We start from the raw sequence: 21,989 nt of genomic DNA on the forward strand, positions 1-21,989 counted from the left end.
TATTAATTTTGATAAATGAATTTCTTAAAAATACTGAAAAAAACTGTTATCGACAGTCAAATTTATGTCTCTGCTGTGGGAACTTTATTTGCGGTATTTTTTATGAAAGAGCAGGAGACCTTCCGCTACCCTACTGTACTGCTTATTTTCATCACCTATTTCAGCGGTTATCTTTACACAAAATATCAGTACACGAAGCATTTTCTGAAAATACTGGCTCTGAACGCTGTTGCCGGAATTATCTGTGCCTTCCTGATTATTCACAACCATAACGAAATCAGACTGCTGAAATGGTTTATTATTGTGGTTTTAGGACTATTGTACAACAGCTTTTTTCTGGATGTTTATATCCGGAAGATTCCTTTGCTGAAAGTGTTTTATGTAGGGCTGGTTTGGGCACTCGTGAACAGCTGGCTCACGCTTCCTGAATTCAGTCTTCCGATTTTTCTGGTGAGTTTCTTTTTTATCACCGCATTGGTTCTCCCTTTTGACATCCGGGATATGAATAGTGATACCGTACAGACTTTTCCGAAGCTGATAGGTGTTCAGAATACCAAATACATTGCGTATCTGCTGGTTTTTGTGAGCATCATCATTGCCATCTTCAATCTTAAGTTTATTTATGCTGCCGCTTTTTTTCTGTCGGGAATTATGACCTATTTTCTTATTTATTTCTCTGAAAACAAGCGGGATGATGCTTATTTTTCATTCGGAATAGAAACCTGCTCTGCACTTCCTTTTTTATTTTTACTAATAATGGAGTATTTTTGACGAATGATTATCAAGAAGCTTTCCTTATACAATTTCAAAAACCATACTGAAAAGAAGTTCGAATTCTCTCCGCAGATCAACTGTTTTGTGGGAAATAACGGCGCGGGAAAGACCAATATCCTGGATGCCCTGCATTATTTATCGGTTGGAAAAAGCTTTTTAGGAAATACTGACGTTAACAATATTAAACAGGAAGAAGATTTCTTCACCATCGATGCTGAAATCCGGAACGAGGAAAGCGAAGATATCATTAAAATTTCACAGCCGAGAGAAGCTAAAAAGATCATTAAAAAGAACGATAAAAGCTACGACAGGCTTGCAGACCATATCGGATATCTGCCGAGTGTGATGATCTCTCCGTATGACTCCAACCTGATCTCTGATTCCGGGGAAAGCAGGAGAAAGTTCTTAGATTCCATGATCTCCCAGACGGATTCCGGGTATCTTTTTGACCTGATCCAGTATCAGAAAACTATACAGCAGCGAAATGCACTTTTAAAATATTTTGCTAAAAACAGGGTCTGGGACAAAGATTCTTTGGAGATCTATGATGATCCGATCACAAAATTCGGAACCGGCATTTTTGAGAAAAGAAGAAATTTTGTGGAGAAACTTGGGCCCATTGTTCAGAATTTCTACCAGATTATTTCCGGAGGAAAAGAAATGGTTGCGGTTCATTACCAGTCTGATTTAATTGCAGGCTTCGACTCCGCTCAGCCTGACAGGGCATTTCAGCAGCTTTTAGCAGAAAGCATCGAAAGAGACCGCATGCTCACCTATACGTCAAAGGGAATTCACAAGGACGATCTTCTTTTTGAGATGGATCATGTCCTGATCAAAAAAATCGGTTCCCAGGGCCAGCAAAAATCCTTCCTGATCTCCCTGAAACTGGCGCAGATGAGCCTGGTAAAAGAACTGACCCAAAAGACGCCTATCCTACTGCTGGACGATATTTTCGATAAGCTGGATGACACCCGTGTATCCCAGTTGATCGAGCTGGTGAACCAGGAAAATTTCGGACAGATTTTTATTACGGATACGCACCGGGAACGCACAGAGAATGTGGTTAAGAAGATTAATGAAGAGAGTATTATTTTTGAGTTATAAGTTTTGAATGATGAGTTTTGAGTTCGGGTGTCTGTTCAAGAGTATGGATAAATCTATTAAGGACAGCCGGCTCCTGAAAAGCTCTGGTACGCTTACAATTTGTAATAATTTACGCTGAAACAACCTTTTTTCTTTTCTGTTCCCCCAAAATAGTACTAACTTATAGTGCAATTTTTTTACACATATTATGAAAATATTACACACAGTTTCGACTCAATATGGAGACGTTAATGGTATTAAGACAGAACAAGGTATCCTTACATTCAAAGGTATTCCGTATGCCGCTCCACCGGTAGGCATCAACCGTTTTCAACCCCCTAAGCCTCCCGTACCCTGGACCGGCGTAAAGGATGCAACGGAATATGGACCTACTCCACCCCAGGTGACCCCCAACGAAGGGCCATTTGCCGAATTACTGCCCAATGTGGTCATTCCCGGGGACGATTATCTGAACCTTAATCTCTGGACTTCAGATACCACCGGAAAAAAGCCTGTTATGGTTTTTATTTATGGGGGTGCTTTTTCTCTTGGATCCGGTGCTGTTTCAGGTTACGACGGCAGTAATTTTGCACGGGACGGTATTGTTGCAGTGACTATAAACTACAGAATTGGTATTGAAGGCTTTTTATGGTTTGGTGATGGGGTACCCAATCTGGGTATGCTGGACCAGATTGCTGCGCTGAAGTGGGTCCGGGATAATATTGCCAACTTTGGAGGCGATCCCGACAATGTGACCATTTTTGGTGAGTCTGCGGGCGGAATGAGCGTTTGTACATTAATTGCTATGAAAGAAGCACATGGGTTATTCCGGAGGGCAATTGCTGAATCCGGAGCCGGCCACTCAGTCATCAGTCCTTCCTCCGCAAAGCTTATCGGTACCAGGCTTGCAGAAATCCTTGGTGTGGAACCAACACGCGAGGCAATAGGAGAGGTAAGCAATGAAAAAATTTTTGCCGCACAGGGACAATTGGGATCTGAAATTCTGGCAAAGCCTTTAGTAGAATTATGGGGTGAAGCTGCATTCAACCTAATGCCCTTTGAACCGGTAGTTGATGGTCAGTTATTAACGGCAACTCCAATAGAATGCATTGCCAATGGTGCTGGTAAGGATGTAGATATTCTTATAGGTACCAATAGCCAGGAATTCAGATTATTTCTTGTTCCGGAAGGTGTCCTTCCTAAAATTACAGATTCCGCTTTGAATACTTTAGCTTCTGCTTATGGGCTGTCTGCTGAGGCTATTCAAACTTACCGGGCAAATCGTCCGGATGAGTCTCCAGGTGATGTGTTAAGCGCTATTATTACAGATTGGTTTTACCGTATCCCGGCAATAAGGGTGGCGGAAAAACACAGCAATACACATGTATACGAATTTGCATGGGGTTCTCCCGCATGTGACCACTCATTAGGTGCCTGCCATGGTATTGAGCTTGGTTTTGTATTTGACAATATAAATGATCCCGGTTTCGCCAACATGCTGGGTAACCAACCTCCGCAAGAACTGGCAACCAATGTTCATAAGGCATGGGTTAACTTTGCTACCAACGGCAATCCCGGCTGGGATACTTATGATATCAATAACCGTGTATCCATGCGTTTTGATGTAGCATCGCAAATTACTGTTGATGACAGAGCCGATGAGCGTTCCGTATGGGACGGGATCAGATAATAATAAACCCGATATGGGTTGATGATAATTATAATATTTTAAAACATATACAGGAGTGACAGGTTGCCCTCATCTGAATAAAGAGCAGGCAGCCTGAAACCCTCCTCCCGAAAATCTACCTTATGAAGAAGAATAAAAAACGTGAATTTCAGTCCTCGGAACTTGTTAAATCTTTTGCAAGGATCCATGGTTTTGAAGATAAGCTGGTAGCTTTTGAGATTAAGGATTTTCTTGAAGATTATCTGGACGAAAGCCTTTTCAGTGAGATCAGAAGTGTGAATATTGAAAACGGTTGCATCATTATCAAAATTGATTCTCCGTTGCTGAAACATGACTTTCAGATGAGGAAGGGTTTTTATCTTAAAAAGTTTCAGGATAAGTTTGGAGAGGATCAATTTAATGATATCCGGATTATTTAACCTGAACCCGGAAATACATTTTTTTACACCTGTTCAGATTCCGTCACCAACCTGCGGGACCGAAGTGGGAGGAAAAAGCTTAACGGACTTCTCATAAAATACCGGAAAATTTCCCTGTAGATTTCTTTTACTTCACCGAAGTTTACTTTCCTGGAACGGAACGCCAGTAGCATTGAAAGCCCGAAGCTTACAGCAAAATTGAAAAACCCGATTAATCCTACAGTGACAAATGAAACCCAGAACGTGTAGTAATCTACATTAAAGCCTCTGCCATATAAAGCTGCGGCAAAATTTCCCGTAGAGAATGTAATGTGGCGGATATCGATGTCGATGCCTAAAAACTTCCCGATAGGACCTGTTACGCCTAAAAATACTCCAAACCAGAAATTGGAAACAATTCCTGCCCAGTTTCTCGCATAATAAGAGGAGAATTTTTTTGCGGTATGTTCTCCTAAAAAATGGTTAAGGAACGGGTTCTTTGCAATCCTTTTCGGAATCTGATAAAACACAGAACTGTTCCCTGTATTTCCAGCGATAATTCCCGAAATAAAAAGGAAAACACCCGCAATACTGGCATGGAGCAGTGCTTTGGAATCAAACATATCAATATCACGAAAAAGTTTTTCTGCTTTTTCAGTTCCGTAATTATAATTTAAAAGAACATCCAGGGCATAAATAACAATTAAAGCGGAGGAAAAAGTAATAAATACGTTTCCTACAAATGCAATAAATTGGCTCCGGAAAAGCTTTGAAACAAAATGTGCAAAATCAATATAGTTTTTTTTGGTATTTTTCTCATCGGAAAGCACCTTCGCCATCGTGGCCGCCGTCATCGCCGGTTGTTTTGTGGCAATGGTATAACCCATTAAATAAATCACAACAAAACACATGGCATAATTCAGGGCATAGATGGCCGCATGCCCAAACTCACTGGTAGACAGTCCGCTATACAGAATTTTAAGGATACTGCAGATTCCGATAATAATTCCACCGGCACTGGCCCTCCAGAGCATTTTCAGATATTCTTTCCGGGACGATGTAATATAATGACTTCCTGCTTCTGCGGTGTGATTGGTAATGAGGTGGGAAATCATTCTCGTACTGTCATTAATGAGCTCCGAGATGTTATTTTTATGGGATTTATAGCCTAAAATATTAAATACCAGCTGTTTGGACTTCACTACAACATCCTCTTCGTTGTCAATGACAAGCAACTGTACAATTTCATAGATTCTTTGCGTCTGTTGGCGGATTTTCAGAAGCGACTGGTTAATTTTCCCTGAAATACCATATTCTGATGAGTTTTTAAAAGCAATATTCACAAAATCAAGACATTGCTCAACGTAAATCTTAATTTGCTTGAACTGACTGCCCTTAGAGCTTAAGCGGATTTTTGGATTTTCTTTGAACTCTGCCGCTAAAGCTTCCAGCTCATTTTGCAGTGCCAGAAAAGGGTTATCAAAATTTCTGTATTCCGGGGCCATCCTTACCACATCTACTTCCAGAGCCATACCTGTAACGCGCCAGGAAAGAATATTCATTGAGAATATCAGTTCGCTTTTTACTTCCTCTTTCTGGATAAAATCTGAGATTCCCAGAATATGGAAAAATTCATCCAGCTCATTCTCCGGCAGGTTATGAAAATATTCCAAGTCTTTTTTAGGCCTGAAACACACATTATCCACCATGTACCACACCGTTTTTTCATTTTCTACAGGGGGCAGCACTTTATTCAGAATCCTCTTTTTCAGCTCCGGAAAGAAGGCGTTCTCTGAAAGAATATTGGCTTCGGTAAGGGAAAGGTTGAAGGATCTTCCCTTAAAAATTTTGTGGATATAGTATTTAAAATGATCAGCAAAATCCGGGTTTGTTCTGAAAAAAATGAGAACATCCGTGAAATTGGCCCTTTTTATACTCTCTAAAAACTCTGCAAAGGGTTCCAGAGAAAGGGTTTCATTCTTAAAAGAGAAGTATTTTCTAAGAACGGTTTCAAAATTTGTGCTGGAATTAAAAAATTTCATTAGTACAAAGATACTATTTCAAACTCACATTCCTCATCTGTCTCATGATCCAATTATGCTTCTTTTTTAAATAAGAAGATGGATTTTTAGGATCATATTTCTTCGGATTAGGCAGTACGGCAGCGATCCAGGCTGCATCTGAAGCACTCAGATCTTTGGAAGATTTTCCAAAATAATACTGGGCCGCGGCTTCTACTCCAAATACCCCCTGTCCCATCTCAATAGAGTTCAGGTATCTTTCCAAAATAATATCCTTGGTCCATACCTTTTCAATAATAAAAGTATAGACGGCTTCAAGTCCTTTCCGGAACCAGCTTCTTCCCTGCCAGAGGAATACATTCTTGGCGGTCTGCTGGGAAATGGTACTTCCGCCACGGATTTTCTTCCCTTTCTCATTATTTTTCATCGCTTTTTCAATAGCGGTGTAATCAAAACCGTTGTGGTTAAAAAATTTCTGATCTTCAGAAGCGATAACCGCCTTCTTTACATTATTTCCCATATCATCATAGGAAATATAATCCCGGTGCAGTTTCCCATACTCGAAAAGGCCGCCGATCTGCGTAATGGTAACAGGCGGATTAAAAAAACGGCCCCAGATAATGAAGACTACATTCAGAACAAGAATAATGAAGATAGCCTGTTTAACTTTTTTCCACATAATTTTTTCTAAAAAGGAACTGCAAAAATAAACAATTCGGTCGAGTTATTGAAGCTCTTTCATATAGGTCAGCTGATATTCCGGAAGAAGCCCGGGATGGAATATCTTAATATAATCTTTCAGGACAAGGTCAGCGCGTACCACACCACTCTCAAAGAAATCATTGGCACTCTGCTTTGCTTTACCTGCGATAGTATAAATTTTTCCTTTATTGAATACCTCCAGCTTTCCGTAGAACGGATTAACGCCCAGCATTTCTTTTCTGGAGGTATGATTTCCTGCATTTACCCAATACTGTACGCCTCCGGATTTGGCATACACTTCTTCAAAACTCATGGTGAGGGATTTTTCTTCTTTATTTTCTTTCATGATGTAAGAAGCGTTGGCATCCGAAATAAAATTGGCTACGGATGTTTTTCCACCGGGCAGATACCATACATCTCCATACATTTCATTGACTAATACAACAGGCTTTTCTTTGGCCGTTGAGGCAAGCTGCTTCAGGTCATTATAATTTTTTTCAATTTCCTTATATCGTGCATCAGCTTCTTTCTCTTTCCCGAGAAATTCTCCGAAAAGCTTGATATAGGCCGTTTTCTCAAGCGGAAGCTGTTCCATATACTCATCCAGAAAAACCACCTGGATTCCATTGTTTTTCAGCAGCTGGTAGGCATTATCAAAACTTGCGATATAATTGGTAAAAATAGCATCCGGTTTCATGGAAATGATTTTTTCCACATCATATTTCTGCTCACTTCCCACATTCTGAATCTTTCCTTCTTTCAAAAGCTTCTGAATTTTTTCCGAATAAATATACTCCGGACTGGAAACCCCGATGATGAGATTTTCAGCACCCAACTCAGCAATATACCCCGCCATGCTGGCATTGAGCAGAATAATTTTCTTAAAAGGCGTCTGATTTTGCTTAAAATTGTACGTGAAATTCCCCGATTTCAGTTCCAAAAGACCGTCATGCTCCTTGAATTGGGTCCGATTTGAGATTTGGGTCCAGTCTGAGGACGAAATTTTTTGTTCTCTTTTACAGGAGATTAGCGCTATAACCGTAAATAAAAGTAAAATTCTCTGTTTCATCTTTCAAAGAACGGAAAAAAGTACTATATTTGCAAACCTTTAAGAATGGCCTCGTGGCGCAACTGAATAGCGCATCTGATTACGGCTCAGAAGGTTACAGGTTTGAATCCTGTCGAGGTCACAAGACCGATATTTGAAGATTTCACTCTTCGATGTCGGTTTTTTTTATTTCCTAAATCCGTTGTTATACTGGCAGATACACTGAGCAACAATATCTACGTAATCTTTCGTCCTGATCTCTTTGAGAATAACCTTTTTCCGCCTGTTCATCGGTGGAAACTCGGATGTATAAATCTGCTATATTCATCGTGTTGATGATTTTATTAAAAAAATTTTAGTAGGTAACACTGAAAAAAAGTTGTCACTATAGAAATTCATCATTCTGATATGTCAATAAAATACAAATAATCAATCAGATGTAAAAAATTCTTTGAAGGTCAATTTATATAAAACTTCCATTATTTCCTCCAATTGTTCTTCGTTAATATCATAACCGGATTAAGTAATGGTAATACATTAAAATTAAAAAGAAGACTTAACGAAATTAATAAACCGATCAATAAGGAACATTTAACAAATAATGACAAACTTATAAAACCTTTGAGCAGCTTGGTATCACTTTAAGTTTTCTAGATAAAGATGAAAGTAAAGCTAATCTTTGCTTACGTTTCAGCAAAACTTTTTACTCTGATCAGTAAACTTATTTTAAAAAGCATAGATTACAATGGATATGTTTATAATCGGGCAAAATTTTTATAAAGATATATGTCAATTACAACGAATGAGGATTACTTCGAAAAAATCTGATAATTATACTTTCTTATATTTGTAATCAATTAATACCCATGCACAAAGCAAGAACAGAAAATCTTAAATCACAAGCTATTTATATTGATAGTAAAGACAAAACTGATGAGATAGAATCTTATTCTTTTGAGGGGAATAAGTGTGTCGTGGTATATAAAAGTAGTGGGAAAGCCTATACTTATCCTCAACATAGAATTAAAATGGTGAGATCTGCTATTCAGAGTGAGAAAGCAGGAAATATTTTTTCTTACATAAAGGCAATTGCAGCAAGCGTTGGCTTGAAGACTGAGGAAGGCAATAATATTCTTGCCAATAGCTATGGGAGTATCCGTTTTATTCCTGAGACTTCTATTTTATACAATTTCCTTAATGGAAAAGAACCCAGTAAACATTCCCACACCTCTCCTATTGAAATCTTTCCTTTTGGTTTTAATCTAAGCCAGAAAACAGGAGTTGACAATGCATTTTCAAATCCGCTAAGTGCTATAGAAGGTCCTCCGGGAACAGGAAAGACCCAGACTATTCTTAATATTATTGCCAATGCAGTAATGAATAATCAAAGTGTGGCTGTTGTTTCAAGCAATAATTCAGCGACAAAAAATGTTTTTGAAAAGCTGGAAAGCAACGGGGTTTCTTTTATAGCGGCATTGTTGGGAAGCAGCCAGAATAAAAAAGAATTTATCGATGCTCAGACTGAAATCCCGGATTTATCAGATTTTAGATTAGAAGAAGAACACGAACAATCTCTTATTGAATCTCTTCCCCTTCTTTTTGCGGAACTTGCTGAAAAGTTAGAATTAAAAAATAAATTGGCTTTGCTTAAACTGGAAATAGATAAGATCAAAACAGAGCATCGGCATTTCACTGATGATGTCGCTTTAGCCACCGAAATCCGTTTTAAAAAGAATGTTAGTTCAGATCAGCTGCTTTCTTTATGGGTTACGTTGGAAGAATATGAGAAAACCGGTAAGAGATTTTACTGGTGGCACAAACTGATATTTCCTTTTTTGTATGGGGTGAGAGATAAGATTTTTTATACCTTATCGTATGAAGAAATGATCAGAATTGTTCAATCAAAATACTATGAGGTAAAAATTTTAGAGCTTACTCTCAGAAAGCAAGAGTTGAAAAATACCTTACAGCATTTTTGCTTCCATGATAAAATGAAAGAATATACAGAAGGATCGATGCAGTTGTTTAAAAACAAACTCTACCAAAAATATAAAGGACAAGAACGTTCAGAATATACCGAATGGGATCTCCGTTTTAAATCAGAAGAATTTATTAAAGATTATCCTGTCATTATGAGTACAACCTACTCATTAAGGAGAAGTCTTGATGAAAATGTAGTCTACGATTATGTAATTGTTGACGAATCTTCACAGGTGGATCTTGCAACAGGTGTACTCGCATTATCCTGCGCAAAACAGGCGGTCATTGTGGGAGATTTAAAACAGCTTCCCAATGTAGTGGATTCTGCCACAGCAGAAAAGACAGATCAGATCTTTAAGAACTATGATATTCCGGAAGCTTATCGCTATTCTAATCATAGCCTGCTTTCGTCTGTCACAGAAGTATTTCCGAATGTGCCTAAAACACTCTTAAAAGAACATTATCGCTGTCATCCTAAAATCATTGATTTTTGTAACCTTAAGTTTTATAATGATCAGTTGATTATTCTTTCGGAAGGACATACGGAAAGAGAACCTTTATTAGTCTATAAAACAACTGAAGGCAACCATGCAAGACAAAGAGAGAATCAGCGGCAGATTGATGTGATTATTCATGAAATCATTCCACAGCAAAAGCTAGAGGGTGTGAATCTGGGAATTGTAACGCCATACCGTAATCAGACCTTAGCACTGCAAAGAACATTTCAGGGAACAGATATCAAAGCCGATACGGTAGATAAATTTCAGGGAAGAGAAAATGATGTAATCATTCTCTCTACGGTAGATAATGAAATCTCTGAATTCACAGACAATCCGAACCGACTGAATGTAGCCATTTCTAGAGCCAAAGACCAGCTTATTCTATTGGTAAACGGAAATGAAAGTGATAATGACACGAACATCTCAGATCTGATCCGTTATATAGATTACAATAATTTCAAGGTCATACACAGTGAAGTCCATTCTATTTTCGATTACCTGTACAAAGGATATGAAGAAAAAAGAAGAGCGCTTTTATCGGATCAAAAAAAGAAATCTGTTTTCGACAGCGAGAATCTAATGTATAGACTTATCAAAGAAATACTTTCTCTAGATCAATTTTCTAAGTATGGCGTTATTCTACATCATCCATTAAGAAATTTACTATTAGATTTTTCCAGATTAAATCCTGAAGAAGAAAAATATGCTAGACATCATGCCACACATCTTGATTTTCTGATCTATAATAAGCTGGGGAAAAATCCTGTATTGGCTATTGAAGTTGATGGTTATGAGTATCATAAAACGGAAAGCAAGCAAGCCGGAAGAGATCGTATGAAGAATGAGATTTTAGAAAAATATAATATTCAATTGGTACGGTTTTCCACTACAGGAAGTGGTGAAAAAGAGAAATTGATTAGCAACCTGAATGAAATAACAAAGAATAATTCTTGATAAGATTACGGTTTTCCGTAAATTTTTCTTCCTGTAGTAGTTTAGATTTGTGATTACAATCATCTTAAAAACTATATCATGGCTTGGTCATACAGAAAAAGAATCAAAATAATTCCTGGTGTACATTTGAATTTCAGCAAAAGAGGAATTTCAACGAGTATTGGGGTTAAAGGTATGAGTATAAATTTGAGCTCATCAGGCACGAGACTTAATACCAATTTTTCAGGTTTTTCAAATTCATATAGGCTTTCGGGTTCTTCATCACCAACTACTCCCTCGCAATCTTATCCTGAACCACAATCTTTTTACACTGAGTTGTCAGATAACATTTTTAGTGCGGATGTTCATCAGATCACATCTCAAAATATGGCAGGTATCAAAGAATCTATCTTAACAGCTCAACAACAAAAAGTGGAATTGAAGACGGATCTGACGAAAATAAAAAAAGCGTTAACCTTTACCAAGATCAAGAAAGTTGCAAGTTATATCTTTATATATGGGTTGGTAAACAAAAATATTGTGCAACAGATAAATGAGGATATTAATGCACAAAAAAAAGCTCTACAAGAAACCAAGATTGTAATTGATAACTCAGCTGTTAATATCGACATACAGTTCGATGATCCCTCTAAGAGAAAGTATGAACAGTTACAACATTCTTTTAAAAATCTAACCACAGCACATAAAATATGGGATATTACGGGAGCGCATTTTCAGGATCGTGTAGCTGCCCGGTCTAGCGCAAGCACGTTGGTCAACAGAAAAGATGCAAGAATTGGTTTTAAATCCCTTCCCATCATCACATCAAACTATGAAGCCATATATTTTCAAAATGTAAACGGAGCGGATTTATATTTTTATCCAACATTTATACTGATGTATAAAAGTGATCACAACTTTGCAATTATTGGATTTGATGAACTTAATGTTACATTTTCTTCTGTAAATTTTACCGAAACCAGCTGTGTTCCTCGTGATTCAAAAGTTATTAGAAAAACATGGGCGAAAGTCAATAAAAACGGAACTCCTGACAAAAGATTCAAGAGCAATTATCAGATACCTGTCGTTCAATATGCAAGGCTAAGGTTTTCTTCCAGCAATGGTGTTAATGAGGAATATCAAATAAGTAATTTTGAATTCGCCCAAGAATTTGCAAATTCATTTCAAGAGTACAAAAGTTTGTGCAAGGAATTAGCTTAAAATCGATGTCAGAAAGTAATACGTTTAGTAAACAATCTTTAAGTGTAATAGAGTATTTCAGACAGATAATCTAATTTTAATTACGAAGATTCTTTTTAAATATTCTACTACATTTTTGTAAAACCTCAGCGATGGGTAGAAAACTATTGAAGCTAACTAAAGACTATTCATAACAATTTCCATCTTTTTTAATACTTAAAATTATTTTGTACGTAATTTAAAGTATATGAAAATTACCCGGCATAAGTGAGCTTAGCGATTTTTTCTTAATTTGGCTCAAACGAATCAAATCATCGTTAAAAGTGTTTGAAGATACGCTCGTCAAGATCACCAACGATCAAAAAGCGCTACTTGAAAACAAGCAGCGCTTTTTTTTTATAAAAGTAAATTGAGCAACATTTTCCAGGGCGGCTTTTATTTCTAATTAGATACATTAGAAAATCGAGTTCCATTTCCTTGCTGCTGCCATTCATAAAATGGGTAAAATACCTTTCATCAGGATATTCTATAGATAGGGAAAAACCATTGGAAGCTCAATGTAATTTGCATGAGATATTAGTATGACCTGGCGAAAACGTTATCCCCAGGAATATGAAACAGGACTACCAAGAAAATTCTATAAGAGAATACCTGTAATCATTAGTCACTACTCTTAATTGCTCTTATTTACGAGACCTTTTTTTAATCCCATTACTGCAAAACCGGTCAAAATTCCAATTACTACAGCTACTTTAATATTTTTAGAAGTATTTAATGGAGGGGTACCATATATTTTGAGTGGGTCTTGAGAAGGCTCAAGTATATTCCCCGCTACTTCAGGACCGTTTTTAATTTTCATCATTAAACGTACACCAGCTGATGCTGTATTGATTACTAATTTGGGAAAAAGCCTATAAATCGATGTAATTGCATAAGATCTGAAATCAGGAAATAGATCTTTTCTCGGTTCCCTGGCTAATTCAACCATTTTTGCAGCGGTATCCCGTGGATCTGAAGCAATGGGAGGTATACCCATTTTAAACCCCGAATATTTTGCAGAATGAAGATTTCCGGTAGATTTTTGAAGCTGAGGGTACAAATTACAGATATGAATATTTCGGTAGTTTGAAATCTCCCCCTGAAGACCATCCATCATCCCTTTGATCCCGTACTTAGTAGCTGAATACACAGAACTGTAAGGTGCCGGCATATAGCCCCCTATAGAAACATTATTTATCAATATCCCTTCATTCTGTTTTTTGAAAATTTTAATGGCATTGTAAGCGCCGTGCATATATCCAAACAGATTGGTTTTAATAACCTGTTCGTGAATCTCCATTGGAATCTCTTCAAATTTTCCACTCGCCATTACCCCTGCGTTATTTACCCAGATATCAATTCTGCCAAATCTTGACAGTGTCTCTTCCGCTACCCGTTCTATATCTGCAGCAACTGATGTATCGGCAGAAATCCCCAACACCTCTACCCCCAGTCCTTTGCATAGCTCAACCACCTCATCTATACCTTTCTGTCCTCTTGCTACGATAACTATATTGCATCCTTCCAAAGCAAAAGCCTCCGCAGCAGCTCTTCCTACTCCACTGCTAGAGCCCGTTATTACGACTGTTTTTCGTAATAGAGTCTGTTGAAATTGTTCTTCTTTTTTCATGTTTACTTTTTTTAATTCAGTAACAAATAGAACATCTATTGTGCCAGATGTGCAATTTTTAAAATACTTTATACATCCATCTAATTTCTTACATCTAAGAATAATAATGATTTTACCAAAGGCGAATATTTAGAATCAATCGGTTTTAAATTCTAAATTCTGATTATTGATGTTCGTATATCTAACTATTTATAAAAAGTACCACAAATCCACTTTTTATTGTGATTGGTCTTATTATTGGATACATTTTATTACACCAATCACAAAAATATCCTTTTATGAAAAAACATATTGTCGTCATAGTAGGAAGTTTTGCCGGGATTAATTTCATCAAAGCCATTGCCAAATTGAATGAATTGAGCATCACCCTGGCTGACAGAAATAATTACCATTTCTCTCCTCCCTTAATTTGTGATGCGAATACTCCATTCATTGAGGTTGCACACATGAATTGAGATGTTTCAGATTATTTATTGCTAATATGATTTTGCAACCTGGCAAAAATGGTCAAAATAATAAAAATTAACTTTTAAAATACATAATATGCTTAAGAAAATGTTAGCAGGTTTAGGCGGAGCCATCGCACTCAACCTACTCCACGAAATCGTCAGAAAGAATTTTGATAATGTTCCACATATTAATGAAGTGGGAGAAGAAGCCTTAAAGAAGGTGACCGATTCTACAGCACTTGAAATCTCTGATCCTGATAAATTATATGCAGCAACTTTAGCAGGTGACATTGTCAGCAATGCTATTTACTATGGAACAACTGCAACAAATCATAACTTCACCAGTGGAATTGTAGCAGGAATCGGAGCTATCGTTCTTCCGCAAAAGATGGGTTTAAATGATCAGCCGGTTGCTGAAAACAATAAAAAGAAGCTCATGACCGTAGGATATTATATTTTTGGTGCTATGGTTACCAAATTTATCTATGACAAGATTAAGTGAGGTTAACTTAACCTCTGCCTGCAGGAGTAACTGAAAAAAAATGAGTGAGCTGCTGGCTAATAAACTGAGAATTTCTTCATTTTCAAGTTTGTAACTATCACAAAAAAACAATCCCTCATACATCAAATAATAAAACACCAACGAAGTATTATTATTAAATCTTTTAAAATAACTAATATGGAAAATACTAAAACAATTGCAGCACTCACTGAACTGCTGCATATAACCAATGACAGAATTAAAGGTTTTGAAAGTGTGGAAGGAAAAGTTTGGGAAAGCTATTCTGATCTGAAAGGGGAATATGATAAAATGATCTCTCAGTCTAAGATAATGAAAAATGAAATCATCAACCTCATTACTGAACGAGGTGGAAATCCTGATGAAGAAGCCTCATCATTTGCCGGCAATCTACACCGGACATGGATTGACATTAAGAATTCTATTCCGAAAAGTAATAATGATAAAGAAACCCTGGAAAATGTAGTTTTCGGTGAAAAACATGCCATTGAAGCATATGATAATGCTTTGAAAAGCGGTGACCTTTGTAATGAAAGCTCTAAGATAATTGCCGAACAGCTGAGGCAGCTGCGAATCTCTTACCATCAATTCAATAATATCGAATATTATAAAAGCAAAGAGGACTAATATATATTTCTCTATAACAAATTATAAACAATATATTTTATAAAGCAGTTCAAAATTTCCTGAATTGGCTGATAAAGTCGTGGATTTTGTCTGCAAAAAAGGCCGTCTCATTTTTGAGACAGCCTTTCCTAAAGGATATAAATATGGAGCATTTTGTTTGTTATGAACAATAATGATTAATCATTTTTTAGTTGATCGGAAGTGTCAGCCAGATCAGTACTGTAAAAAAGATTTAATAACATTTTATAATCCAAACTTTATTTTTTGAATGTTTTCGTAATATAAGTTCCATCTGAGTAAACGATTCCGGTAAAATATATTCCGGATGGAAGACTGCTGATGGACATGCTGTTTTTTGCCGGCTTTGAAAAAGATAAAATCAATGTCCCGCGGGTATCGAAAATTTTAACTTCCTTAATTTTTTCATAAGAGCTTACAGGTTCCAGATTTAATATATTGTCTGATACAAGGATTGATAATTTATCCTGAGCAGCAGATTTTGCACCCACACAGTTTATTCCCTCATTACAGTTGCTTACAAGTTTCCATACCATATTTTGTCCAGGCATCTCTCCCGGATTCGCATACCATTGATTCTCCCATATTTTGCATGCATAGAAAACCTTGGTATTGGCAATCGTATACGCTTTGGCAGGGTTGTATTCCTGGGCTCCACAGTAGGTTACCGGCTGATTGTTCTGGCAGTCGGGACCTTCAGTACACACGCTGACTTCTTCCCAAACGAGATTAGTCCCCGGAAGTTCATTGGGATTCGCATACCATTTATTTTTCCAGATTTTGCACTGATAAAAAACCCTGGTATTGGCTGTAGGATAAGCATTGGCGGCATTATAAACCTCAGAACCGCAATATATCTGCCCTGTTCCTGTATTTTGATTGGTTTTTACAGTAAGTTCATTACTCGCATCAGAACTTATATTGTTCTGGGAAACTGCTTTCACAGTGAACTTATACTGGGTGTCGGCAGACAATCCCGTCACATTATGCTGCGTCGTCGTGGTTTGCGCTACTTTTACGCCCTGCCGGAAGATCTCATAACGCTGGATGCCCTGCGAATGGGTGGAAGGTGCCCACATTAATGAAACTGAATGGGTAGTAACTCCCATAGAGTGAAGATTGGTTGGAGCAGTTGGCTTTTCTACAGTGTTGGCCGGAGATGTCTGTATGTTTAATGCCGTACTTTGTGCAGAAGTAAGCCCAGAGGCTGATTTTGCCTGTACTTTATAAGAATATGCAGTATTGGGAGTAAGGCTCTGATCCTGGAAAGACGCCCCGTTCACTTCCTGAACCTGCTGATTATTTCTGAAAACAATATAGGATGCTGCATCCGGTTGAGCCGTCCACGTAATTTGTGCAGTAGTACTTGTAATATTATGGGCAGATAAACCCGTAGGAGTAGCCGGGGCTGAAGGGTTTACTGACGAACCTACATTTACATCAATAACGTTATAGAAAGCGTTCACTGTGTCTTCAATATCCCAAACGGCTAAAATAATATGATATCCCTGGCGGTTTTGGGGAACTGTGATTTGATGTGGTGTATTATCCGTAGGAGGTAAACCGTTGCCATTAATGGTCCCGATAAGCTCAAGATCAGCCCGTTTAAGCGGCTGGTTGGGATTCCATCCCTGCTTGGTTATATAATAATGCCATTTTGCTGTAGCGTGATAGGCCGTATATTTCCAGGTAAATGAATTTATCCCAGTTGAGATGTTGGTTTTTTTCCAACGTTCAGAAGTCTGCAAGTCTAATACGGTATCTCCCAGAATACCGTTTGCTGATGCTATTTTTCCGTCAGCCGGGCCTGCTAGCGGAAAACCTTTCAGGTATTCAAGGGATTGCGGCTCATTGATAACCGTGCCATACTTTGCATAAGCTGCGGAATATCCGAGGATGCCTTTGTCCAGGCTGCCCTGGTAATTTCTTGATGCCGGGCTCATCACGTAGCCATGAGCCAAAATGTTGGAAGTTGAAATGATCAGAATTCCAATGGTCATAAACAGAAATAATAGTTTGTTTTTAATCATAATAATAATTTAAGGTGTGTTAATTTAAAAGAAGACTATTTCGAAGATTTATTGCAGCTAAATTGCATTATTAAAATGTATTCTGCTGGTATATATCCAGCATAAAATTGTACAAATAGACCATTCAGTAAAATGTAACTTATTATTATGTACATTTATTAAATCTTTCGGAGAAACTTTCATTGATAATTTTTGAATCATAATTAATTATTAAAAAATATTAATATAAATTATACAGGCTAATTAATATATTTCAATGCAATTTCATACATATGTTAAAGATATAAAAAAAATAAAAATAATATCAACATGTTTTGAATTAAATCAGATTTAATGCTTAGAAAAAGGTTTTATAAAACAACTGTTGGTACTCATAAAATACAGTTTTGAATTCATTTTAAATTGAGAATACTCAAAATATAATATTTGAAAAATGATGATTAACAATCATTTTTTTACTACTTAAATCCTATTTTTACAAAAAGATAAAATGGACAAATTTAGTTTTCTGGAGGTTATTGCAGCGATTGCCGCTTTTACGTCAATGTTGCTTGCCGTATTTCTGTTAACAGTAAAAACAGAAAGAAAATTAGAAAACAGATTATTTGCAGCGTTCCTTATCATTAACGCCATTGATATCAGTGGGCTTTTTATGCACCTTTTTGTGGATAGTTATAATTTGAAAGCTTTCAAAATTTCTGCTTACTTATTGGTAATGCCTCTTTTCTATCTGTACGTTAATGCTGTCTGCTATTCTGATTTCACCTTACAAAGAAAACATTTACTGCATCTTATTCCGTTCATTGCTGTCAATTTAATTTTGGTTCCAAGGCTTTATCTTTCGGAGGGTGCTGCTAAAGAAGATTTTTTTAAAGATATGTGGCACTCTCCTGAAATGTTTTTTTATCAGTTAATCGCAGAACTGCAGTATTTCTTTTATATTGTTATGGTATTTTCGGTCCTCAAAAAATATAAGAAAATTTATCTTGAAAATTACACGAATCCAAATACTTTATCATACAAATGGCTGTCTCAGCTTACAAAGATTTTCTTATTTATCCATTTATGTATTATTTTAAAAAATATTGTAAGATACAGTCAGGACAGAGATCTCTTTATCTGGCTCAATATTGTTGCCGGAACGGTGTTTTTATTAACTTCCTGTTGGTTTATACTAAAGGCTTTAAATTATCCTGAGCTTTTCCGCAGAATTGATTCTACCCTGCAACCGGCAGAAGATTTTGCAGAAACGTTGGAAACCCAAATTAAAACGGACGAAATAAAAAGCTTTCAAATCGAACAGCTTAGAAATTATATGGTTGAAAAAGAACCTTTCCTGGACCCATCGCTAACGATTCAGCAATTGGCGGATCAGGTGAAAATTCCTGTTCGCGATTTGTCGGTATTAATTAACCATCACATCAATCAGCACTTTTTTGATTTCGTAAATGAATATCGTGTTAAAAAATCAATGACTATTCTAAAAGATCCCACAAAAAAAGAAGTAACAGTTTTAGAAATCTTATATGAAGTAGGTTTCAATTCAAAATCTTCATTTCATACCTATTTTAAAAAATATACAAACCAAACGCCCACAGAATTCAGAAACAGCTGATAATTAAACGGTTGTAAATACTCAAACTTTATATTGCAAATAATCGGACTCATTTATTGATTAAAATGAGTCCGACTTTTTTTTGATGTACTTCATTCAAAACTTTCCGGAGCATATTTGTACCAACAAATTTAAAGTCAAATTAAAACTTGGAAATAATGAAAAAAGTAAGTCTTTTTATCTTCACTCTATTATCAATATTTTGTTTTGCACAATTAAGTGCAGTAAAAATGGACACTCTTTTAACAGTAGAAATTGGCAGAATAAAACAGGCGATAGAAATTAAAACCGATGATGTTAACAGACCCATCCTACTATTTTTATCAGGCGGTCCCGGAAGTTCAATGATGAAAAATGCGGATTCTTTCACCCATATTTTAAGAAATAAGTTTACGATTGTTCAATGGGATCAGAGAGATGCCGGAAAAACATTGGAATTAAATCCTTCGCCCATCCAGCCGTCAGTAGAACTTATGGGAAAAGATACATATGAAGTTATTAATTTCCTTCTCAAAAAACTCAATCAGAAAAAGCTTTATTTGTTAGGAAGCTCCTGGGGAAATGCTTTAGGTTTTTATATGGTTAGAAATCATCCCGAATTATTATATGCTTATTATGCTGTTAATCCGGTAATCAGTCAGCTGGCAAGTGAGAAAGAATTGCTTAAAACATTAAAAATTCATTTTAAAGACCATCCTGTAGCCCTGGAAGAATTGTCAAAAGTACGTTTTCCCTTTATCAATGACGAATCTATGTTTTACTTAAGAAAGTGGCTTTTTTACAAAGATGGTAAAGAATACGTACTCTCTGATGATTTCAAAAAAGGCTTTATCCAGTGGTCAAAAACCTGGTCACCTGCCTGGAATGAAGTGATGAAAATTGATTTACCAAAAACTTTAAAGAAAGTCAATTGTCCGGTTTATTTCTTTGTTGGTCAAAATGATATTCAAACATTAACTTCCATTACACAAGGATACTATAAGCAGTTGAAAGCGCCAAAAAAAGATTTATTCTTATTTGAAAACTCGGGACATCAAATCCATAAGGATGAATCTGAAAAATTTCAAAAAACAATCATTGAAACGGCAGATTGATATATTCCCTTTAAATTATAAATTATGACTATAAAATATTTATCTGCTTTTCTATTTCTGGCCTTATTTGGATGTAAAAGTGTTCATCAAACCAATAAGCAAAAGGTTGAAACTGCGATTACAAAAAATGCTCTTCAGCTATTAGAGGACAAAAGATTTCATTCCGTTTCTGTTGCAGTACTTAAAGATGGAAAATCTATCATCAAACATTTCGGAGAATTAACTATTGGAAAAAGAAACAAACCGAATGATTCCACACTTTATGAGTTAGCTTCCGTAACTAAGACTTTTACGGGCTATGTGGCCGCCAAAGCCGTACTTGATAAAAAAATAAATTTAGATGATGATATCAGAATCTATCTTAAGGAACCCTATCCCAATTTAGAATTTAAAGGCGAACCTGTAAGAATCAAACACCTTATCACACATACCAGCGGTTTTCCTAATTTCCCCATAAAAAGCGAAAATAAAGAAGCTTTTATTGAAGGATTGAAACGCATCAAAATTGAAACAAAACCCGGAGAAGTATATTCCTATTCTAACACAGCTCCGGAATTGACGGCATATATTCTTGAAAAAGTATATGAAAAACCTTTTGAAGAATTAGTCAGCGAATTTGTTTTGAAACCCAATAAGATGACTCAAACCAAATTTACACTCAATAAAAATGACAGGAAGAGATTGGTAAAAGGTTATAATGATAAAAACGAAGTAATGCCTAATTTCAGTAGAACTTTATGGGGTGGAATTTCAGGACTGCACTCTACGACCACGGACTTAGTGAAATATATGAAATTGCAGCTCAACAAGTCAAATCGTATTGTAAATGAATCTCATCAAAAATTATACAAAGAAGGTTCGGATTTTTGGGAAAGCTATCATTGGTACATCTTAGAAAATGGTGATGAATTAATTTACAGACATCACGGAGGTATATACGGAATGCAGAACTGGCTTATGATTTATCCAAAAAAAAATATGGGAATATCCATATTGACGAACACCAGTTTTAATGAAACGGGAGAAATTTTAGAAAAAGCAGCTGGTAACTTATACAATGATATAAATATAAACTAATAATACGCTCGTATTGTTCTTTATATCCTCTTCATTATTCTCGGGGATTTATAGGGAATGCATGCAAATATCTCATCTTTAAACTTAAATAATTAAACCAATAATTCAAAAATTATTAAAAAAATACTATTTCAATACATAGTGTATTATTTTTTTACTATTTTTGAGAACTATCAAATAAATTTATAAAATATGAGAAAAGTATTTTTTTTGTCTTTGTTATCTTCCCTATCCATGATTTCATGTTCATTGGAAGGTTCTGAAGAAAATAACCTGATGAAAGAACAGTCAGGAGAAAGTATTAACAAATCAATTATTTCTAAAAATCAGGCAATTGATGACTTTAAAAAAGCATTAGCTCATGCCAATGACCCAGCGCTTATTAAAGAAGAAATTGAAAACAATTCAGGAAACCAGGGATTCGGTCCTGCCAGAAAAAAAATCTTATTAGAACCGGCAAAAACAGTTTTATTGTCAGCAGGAATGACTGCAGATAAAATTAATGGCTTAGATGATGATGCCATTATTTCACAAGCCTTTGTTTCAATTTCAAATCAATAA

Annotated in this window: 18 protein-coding genes and 1 tRNA gene; 14 read left to right on the forward strand and 5 right to left on the reverse strand. The window is 36.2% G+C overall.

The genetic code is table 11. The features are described 5' to 3' along the window. The first annotated feature begins 15 nt into the window (after positions 1 to 15). The 4 genes from B7E04_RS17005 (at position 16) to B7E04_RS17020 (ending at position 3,966) form a co-directional block, all read left to right on the forward strand. Positions 16 to 771, forward strand: a complete 756-nt coding sequence (locus B7E04_RS17005) for a UbiA prenyltransferase family protein (RefSeq protein ID WP_080779680.1) — start codon at positions 16 to 18, stop codon at positions 769 to 771. A 3-nt stretch (positions 772 to 774) separates the two neighbouring features. Next, the gene (gene recF / locus B7E04_RS17010) at positions 775 to 1,878 is read left to right on the forward strand and encodes a DNA replication/repair protein RecF (protein WP_080779681.1); all 1,104 of its coding nucleotides are present in this window, start codon (positions 775 to 777) and stop codon (positions 1,876 to 1,878) included. A 187-nt stretch (positions 1,879 to 2,065) separates the two neighbouring features. Beyond that, positions 2,066 to 3,547 (forward strand): carboxylesterase/lipase family protein, encoded by a 1,482-nt coding sequence (locus B7E04_RS17015; RefSeq protein ID WP_080779682.1) that lies wholly within the window; start codon positions 2,066 to 2,068, stop codon positions 3,545 to 3,547. Between the two features lie 122 nt (positions 3,548 to 3,669). Continuing rightward, positions 3,670 to 3,966 (forward strand): DciA family protein, encoded by a 297-nt coding sequence (locus B7E04_RS17020; RefSeq protein WP_080779683.1) that lies wholly within the window; start codon positions 3,670 to 3,672, stop codon positions 3,964 to 3,966. Between the two features lie 23 nt (positions 3,967 to 3,989). Here the strand turns inward: B7E04_RS17020 and B7E04_RS17025 are convergent, their stop codons facing one another. From B7E04_RS17025 to B7E04_RS17035, 3 genes are read right to left on the reverse strand one after another with little or no spacing between them, the layout of a single operon-like run. Continuing rightward, positions 3,990 to 5,987 carry a recombinase gene (locus B7E04_RS17025; RefSeq protein ID WP_080779684.1) on the reverse strand — a complete coding sequence of 666 codons (1,998 nt, stop codon included), beginning with the start codon at positions 5,985 to 5,987 and terminating at the stop codon, positions 3,990 to 3,992. Positions 5,988 to 6,000: 13 nt separating this feature from the next. Then, on the reverse strand, positions 6,001 to 6,645 hold the full coding sequence (mtgA, locus tag B7E04_RS17030; RefSeq protein ID WP_080779685.1) for a monofunctional biosynthetic peptidoglycan transglycosylase: 645 nt from the start codon (positions 6,643 to 6,645) through the stop codon (positions 6,001 to 6,003). A 45-nt stretch (positions 6,646 to 6,690) separates the two neighbouring features. Continuing rightward, complete coding sequence (locus B7E04_RS17035; RefSeq protein ID WP_080779686.1) at positions 6,691 to 7,737, reverse strand: ABC transporter substrate-binding protein; 1,047 nt, start codon at positions 7,735 to 7,737, stop codon at positions 6,691 to 6,693. Positions 7,738 to 7,784: 47 nt separating this feature from the next. Here B7E04_RS17035 and B7E04_RS17040 point away from each other — a divergent pair. The 3 genes from B7E04_RS17040 to B7E04_RS17050 all read left to right on the forward strand — a co-directional run bounded on the left by B7E04_RS17040 (position 7,785) and on the right by B7E04_RS17050 (position 12,350). Then, a tRNA-Arg gene (locus B7E04_RS17040) sits at positions 7,785 to 7,858 on the forward strand. A gap of 724 nt (positions 7,859 to 8,582) precedes the next feature. Then, positions 8,583 to 11,150 carry an AAA domain-containing protein gene (locus tag B7E04_RS17045; RefSeq protein WP_080779687.1) on the forward strand — a complete coding sequence of 856 codons (2,568 nt, stop codon included), beginning with the start codon at positions 8,583 to 8,585 and terminating at the stop codon, positions 11,148 to 11,150. 78 nt (positions 11,151 to 11,228) lie between these two features. Next, a complete protein-coding gene (locus tag B7E04_RS17050; protein WP_080779688.1) occupies positions 11,229 to 12,350 on the forward strand; it encodes a DUF4236 domain-containing protein in 1,122 nt (373 codons plus the stop codon). Positions 12,351 to 13,002: 652 nt separating this feature from the next. On the opposite strand, the gene B7E04_RS17055 is transcribed toward B7E04_RS17050, so the two are convergent. Next, on the reverse strand, positions 13,003 to 13,998 hold the full coding sequence (locus B7E04_RS17055) for an SDR family NAD(P)-dependent oxidoreductase (RefSeq protein ID WP_080779689.1): 996 nt from the start codon (positions 13,996 to 13,998) through the stop codon (positions 13,003 to 13,005). A 278-nt stretch (positions 13,999 to 14,276) separates the two neighbouring features. Between B7E04_RS17055 and B7E04_RS22220 the strand changes: the two genes are divergently transcribed. From B7E04_RS22220 to B7E04_RS17065, 3 genes are all read left to right on the forward strand, one after another. Continuing rightward, complete coding sequence (locus B7E04_RS22220; protein ID WP_165439463.1) at positions 14,277 to 14,453, forward strand: hypothetical protein; 177 nt, start codon at positions 14,277 to 14,279, stop codon at positions 14,451 to 14,453. A gap of 88 nt (positions 14,454 to 14,541) precedes the next feature. Beyond that, on the forward strand, positions 14,542 to 14,949 hold the full coding sequence (locus B7E04_RS17060) for a hypothetical protein (protein WP_139785425.1): 408 nt from the start codon (positions 14,542 to 14,544) through the stop codon (positions 14,947 to 14,949). Between the two features lie 177 nt (positions 14,950 to 15,126). Further along, entirely contained in the window at positions 15,127 to 15,594 is a 468-nt protein-coding gene (locus B7E04_RS17065; protein WP_080779691.1) for a PA2169 family four-helix-bundle protein, read from the forward strand. Between the two features lie 257 nt (positions 15,595 to 15,851). Here the strand turns inward: B7E04_RS17065 and B7E04_RS17070 are convergent, their stop codons facing one another. After that, positions 15,852 to 17,642 carry a lytic polysaccharide monooxygenase gene (locus B7E04_RS17070; protein WP_080779692.1) on the reverse strand — a complete coding sequence of 597 codons (1,791 nt, stop codon included), beginning with the start codon at positions 17,640 to 17,642 and terminating at the stop codon, positions 15,852 to 15,854. A 490-nt stretch (positions 17,643 to 18,132) separates the two neighbouring features. On the opposite strand from B7E04_RS17070, the gene B7E04_RS17075 reads away from it, so the two are divergent. The 4 genes from B7E04_RS17075 to B7E04_RS17090 all read left to right on the forward strand — a co-directional run bounded on the left by B7E04_RS17075 (position 18,133) and on the right by B7E04_RS17090 (position 21,989). After that, positions 18,133 to 19,257 carry a helix-turn-helix domain-containing protein gene (locus tag B7E04_RS17075; protein ID WP_080779693.1) on the forward strand — a complete coding sequence of 375 codons (1,125 nt, stop codon included), beginning with the start codon at positions 18,133 to 18,135 and terminating at the stop codon, positions 19,255 to 19,257. 158 nt (positions 19,258 to 19,415) lie between these two features. Then, positions 19,416 to 20,351, forward strand: coding sequence for an alpha/beta hydrolase (locus tag B7E04_RS17080; RefSeq protein ID WP_080779694.1), 936 nt, complete (start codon positions 19,416 to 19,418; stop codon positions 20,349 to 20,351). A 24-nt stretch (positions 20,352 to 20,375) separates the two neighbouring features. Continuing rightward, positions 20,376 to 21,428 carry a serine hydrolase domain-containing protein gene (locus B7E04_RS17085; protein ID WP_080779695.1) on the forward strand — a complete coding sequence of 351 codons (1,053 nt, stop codon included), beginning with the start codon at positions 20,376 to 20,378 and terminating at the stop codon, positions 21,426 to 21,428. A gap of 192 nt (positions 21,429 to 21,620) precedes the next feature. After that, the gene (locus tag B7E04_RS17090; protein WP_139785426.1) at positions 21,621 to 21,989 is read left to right on the forward strand and encodes a hypothetical protein; all 369 of its coding nucleotides are present in this window, start codon (positions 21,621 to 21,623) and stop codon (positions 21,987 to 21,989) included.

It is taken from the genome of Chryseobacterium phocaeense (assembly GCF_900169075.1).
Taxonomy (GTDB): Bacteria; Bacteroidota; Bacteroidia; order Flavobacteriales; family Weeksellaceae; genus Chryseobacterium; species Chryseobacterium phocaeense.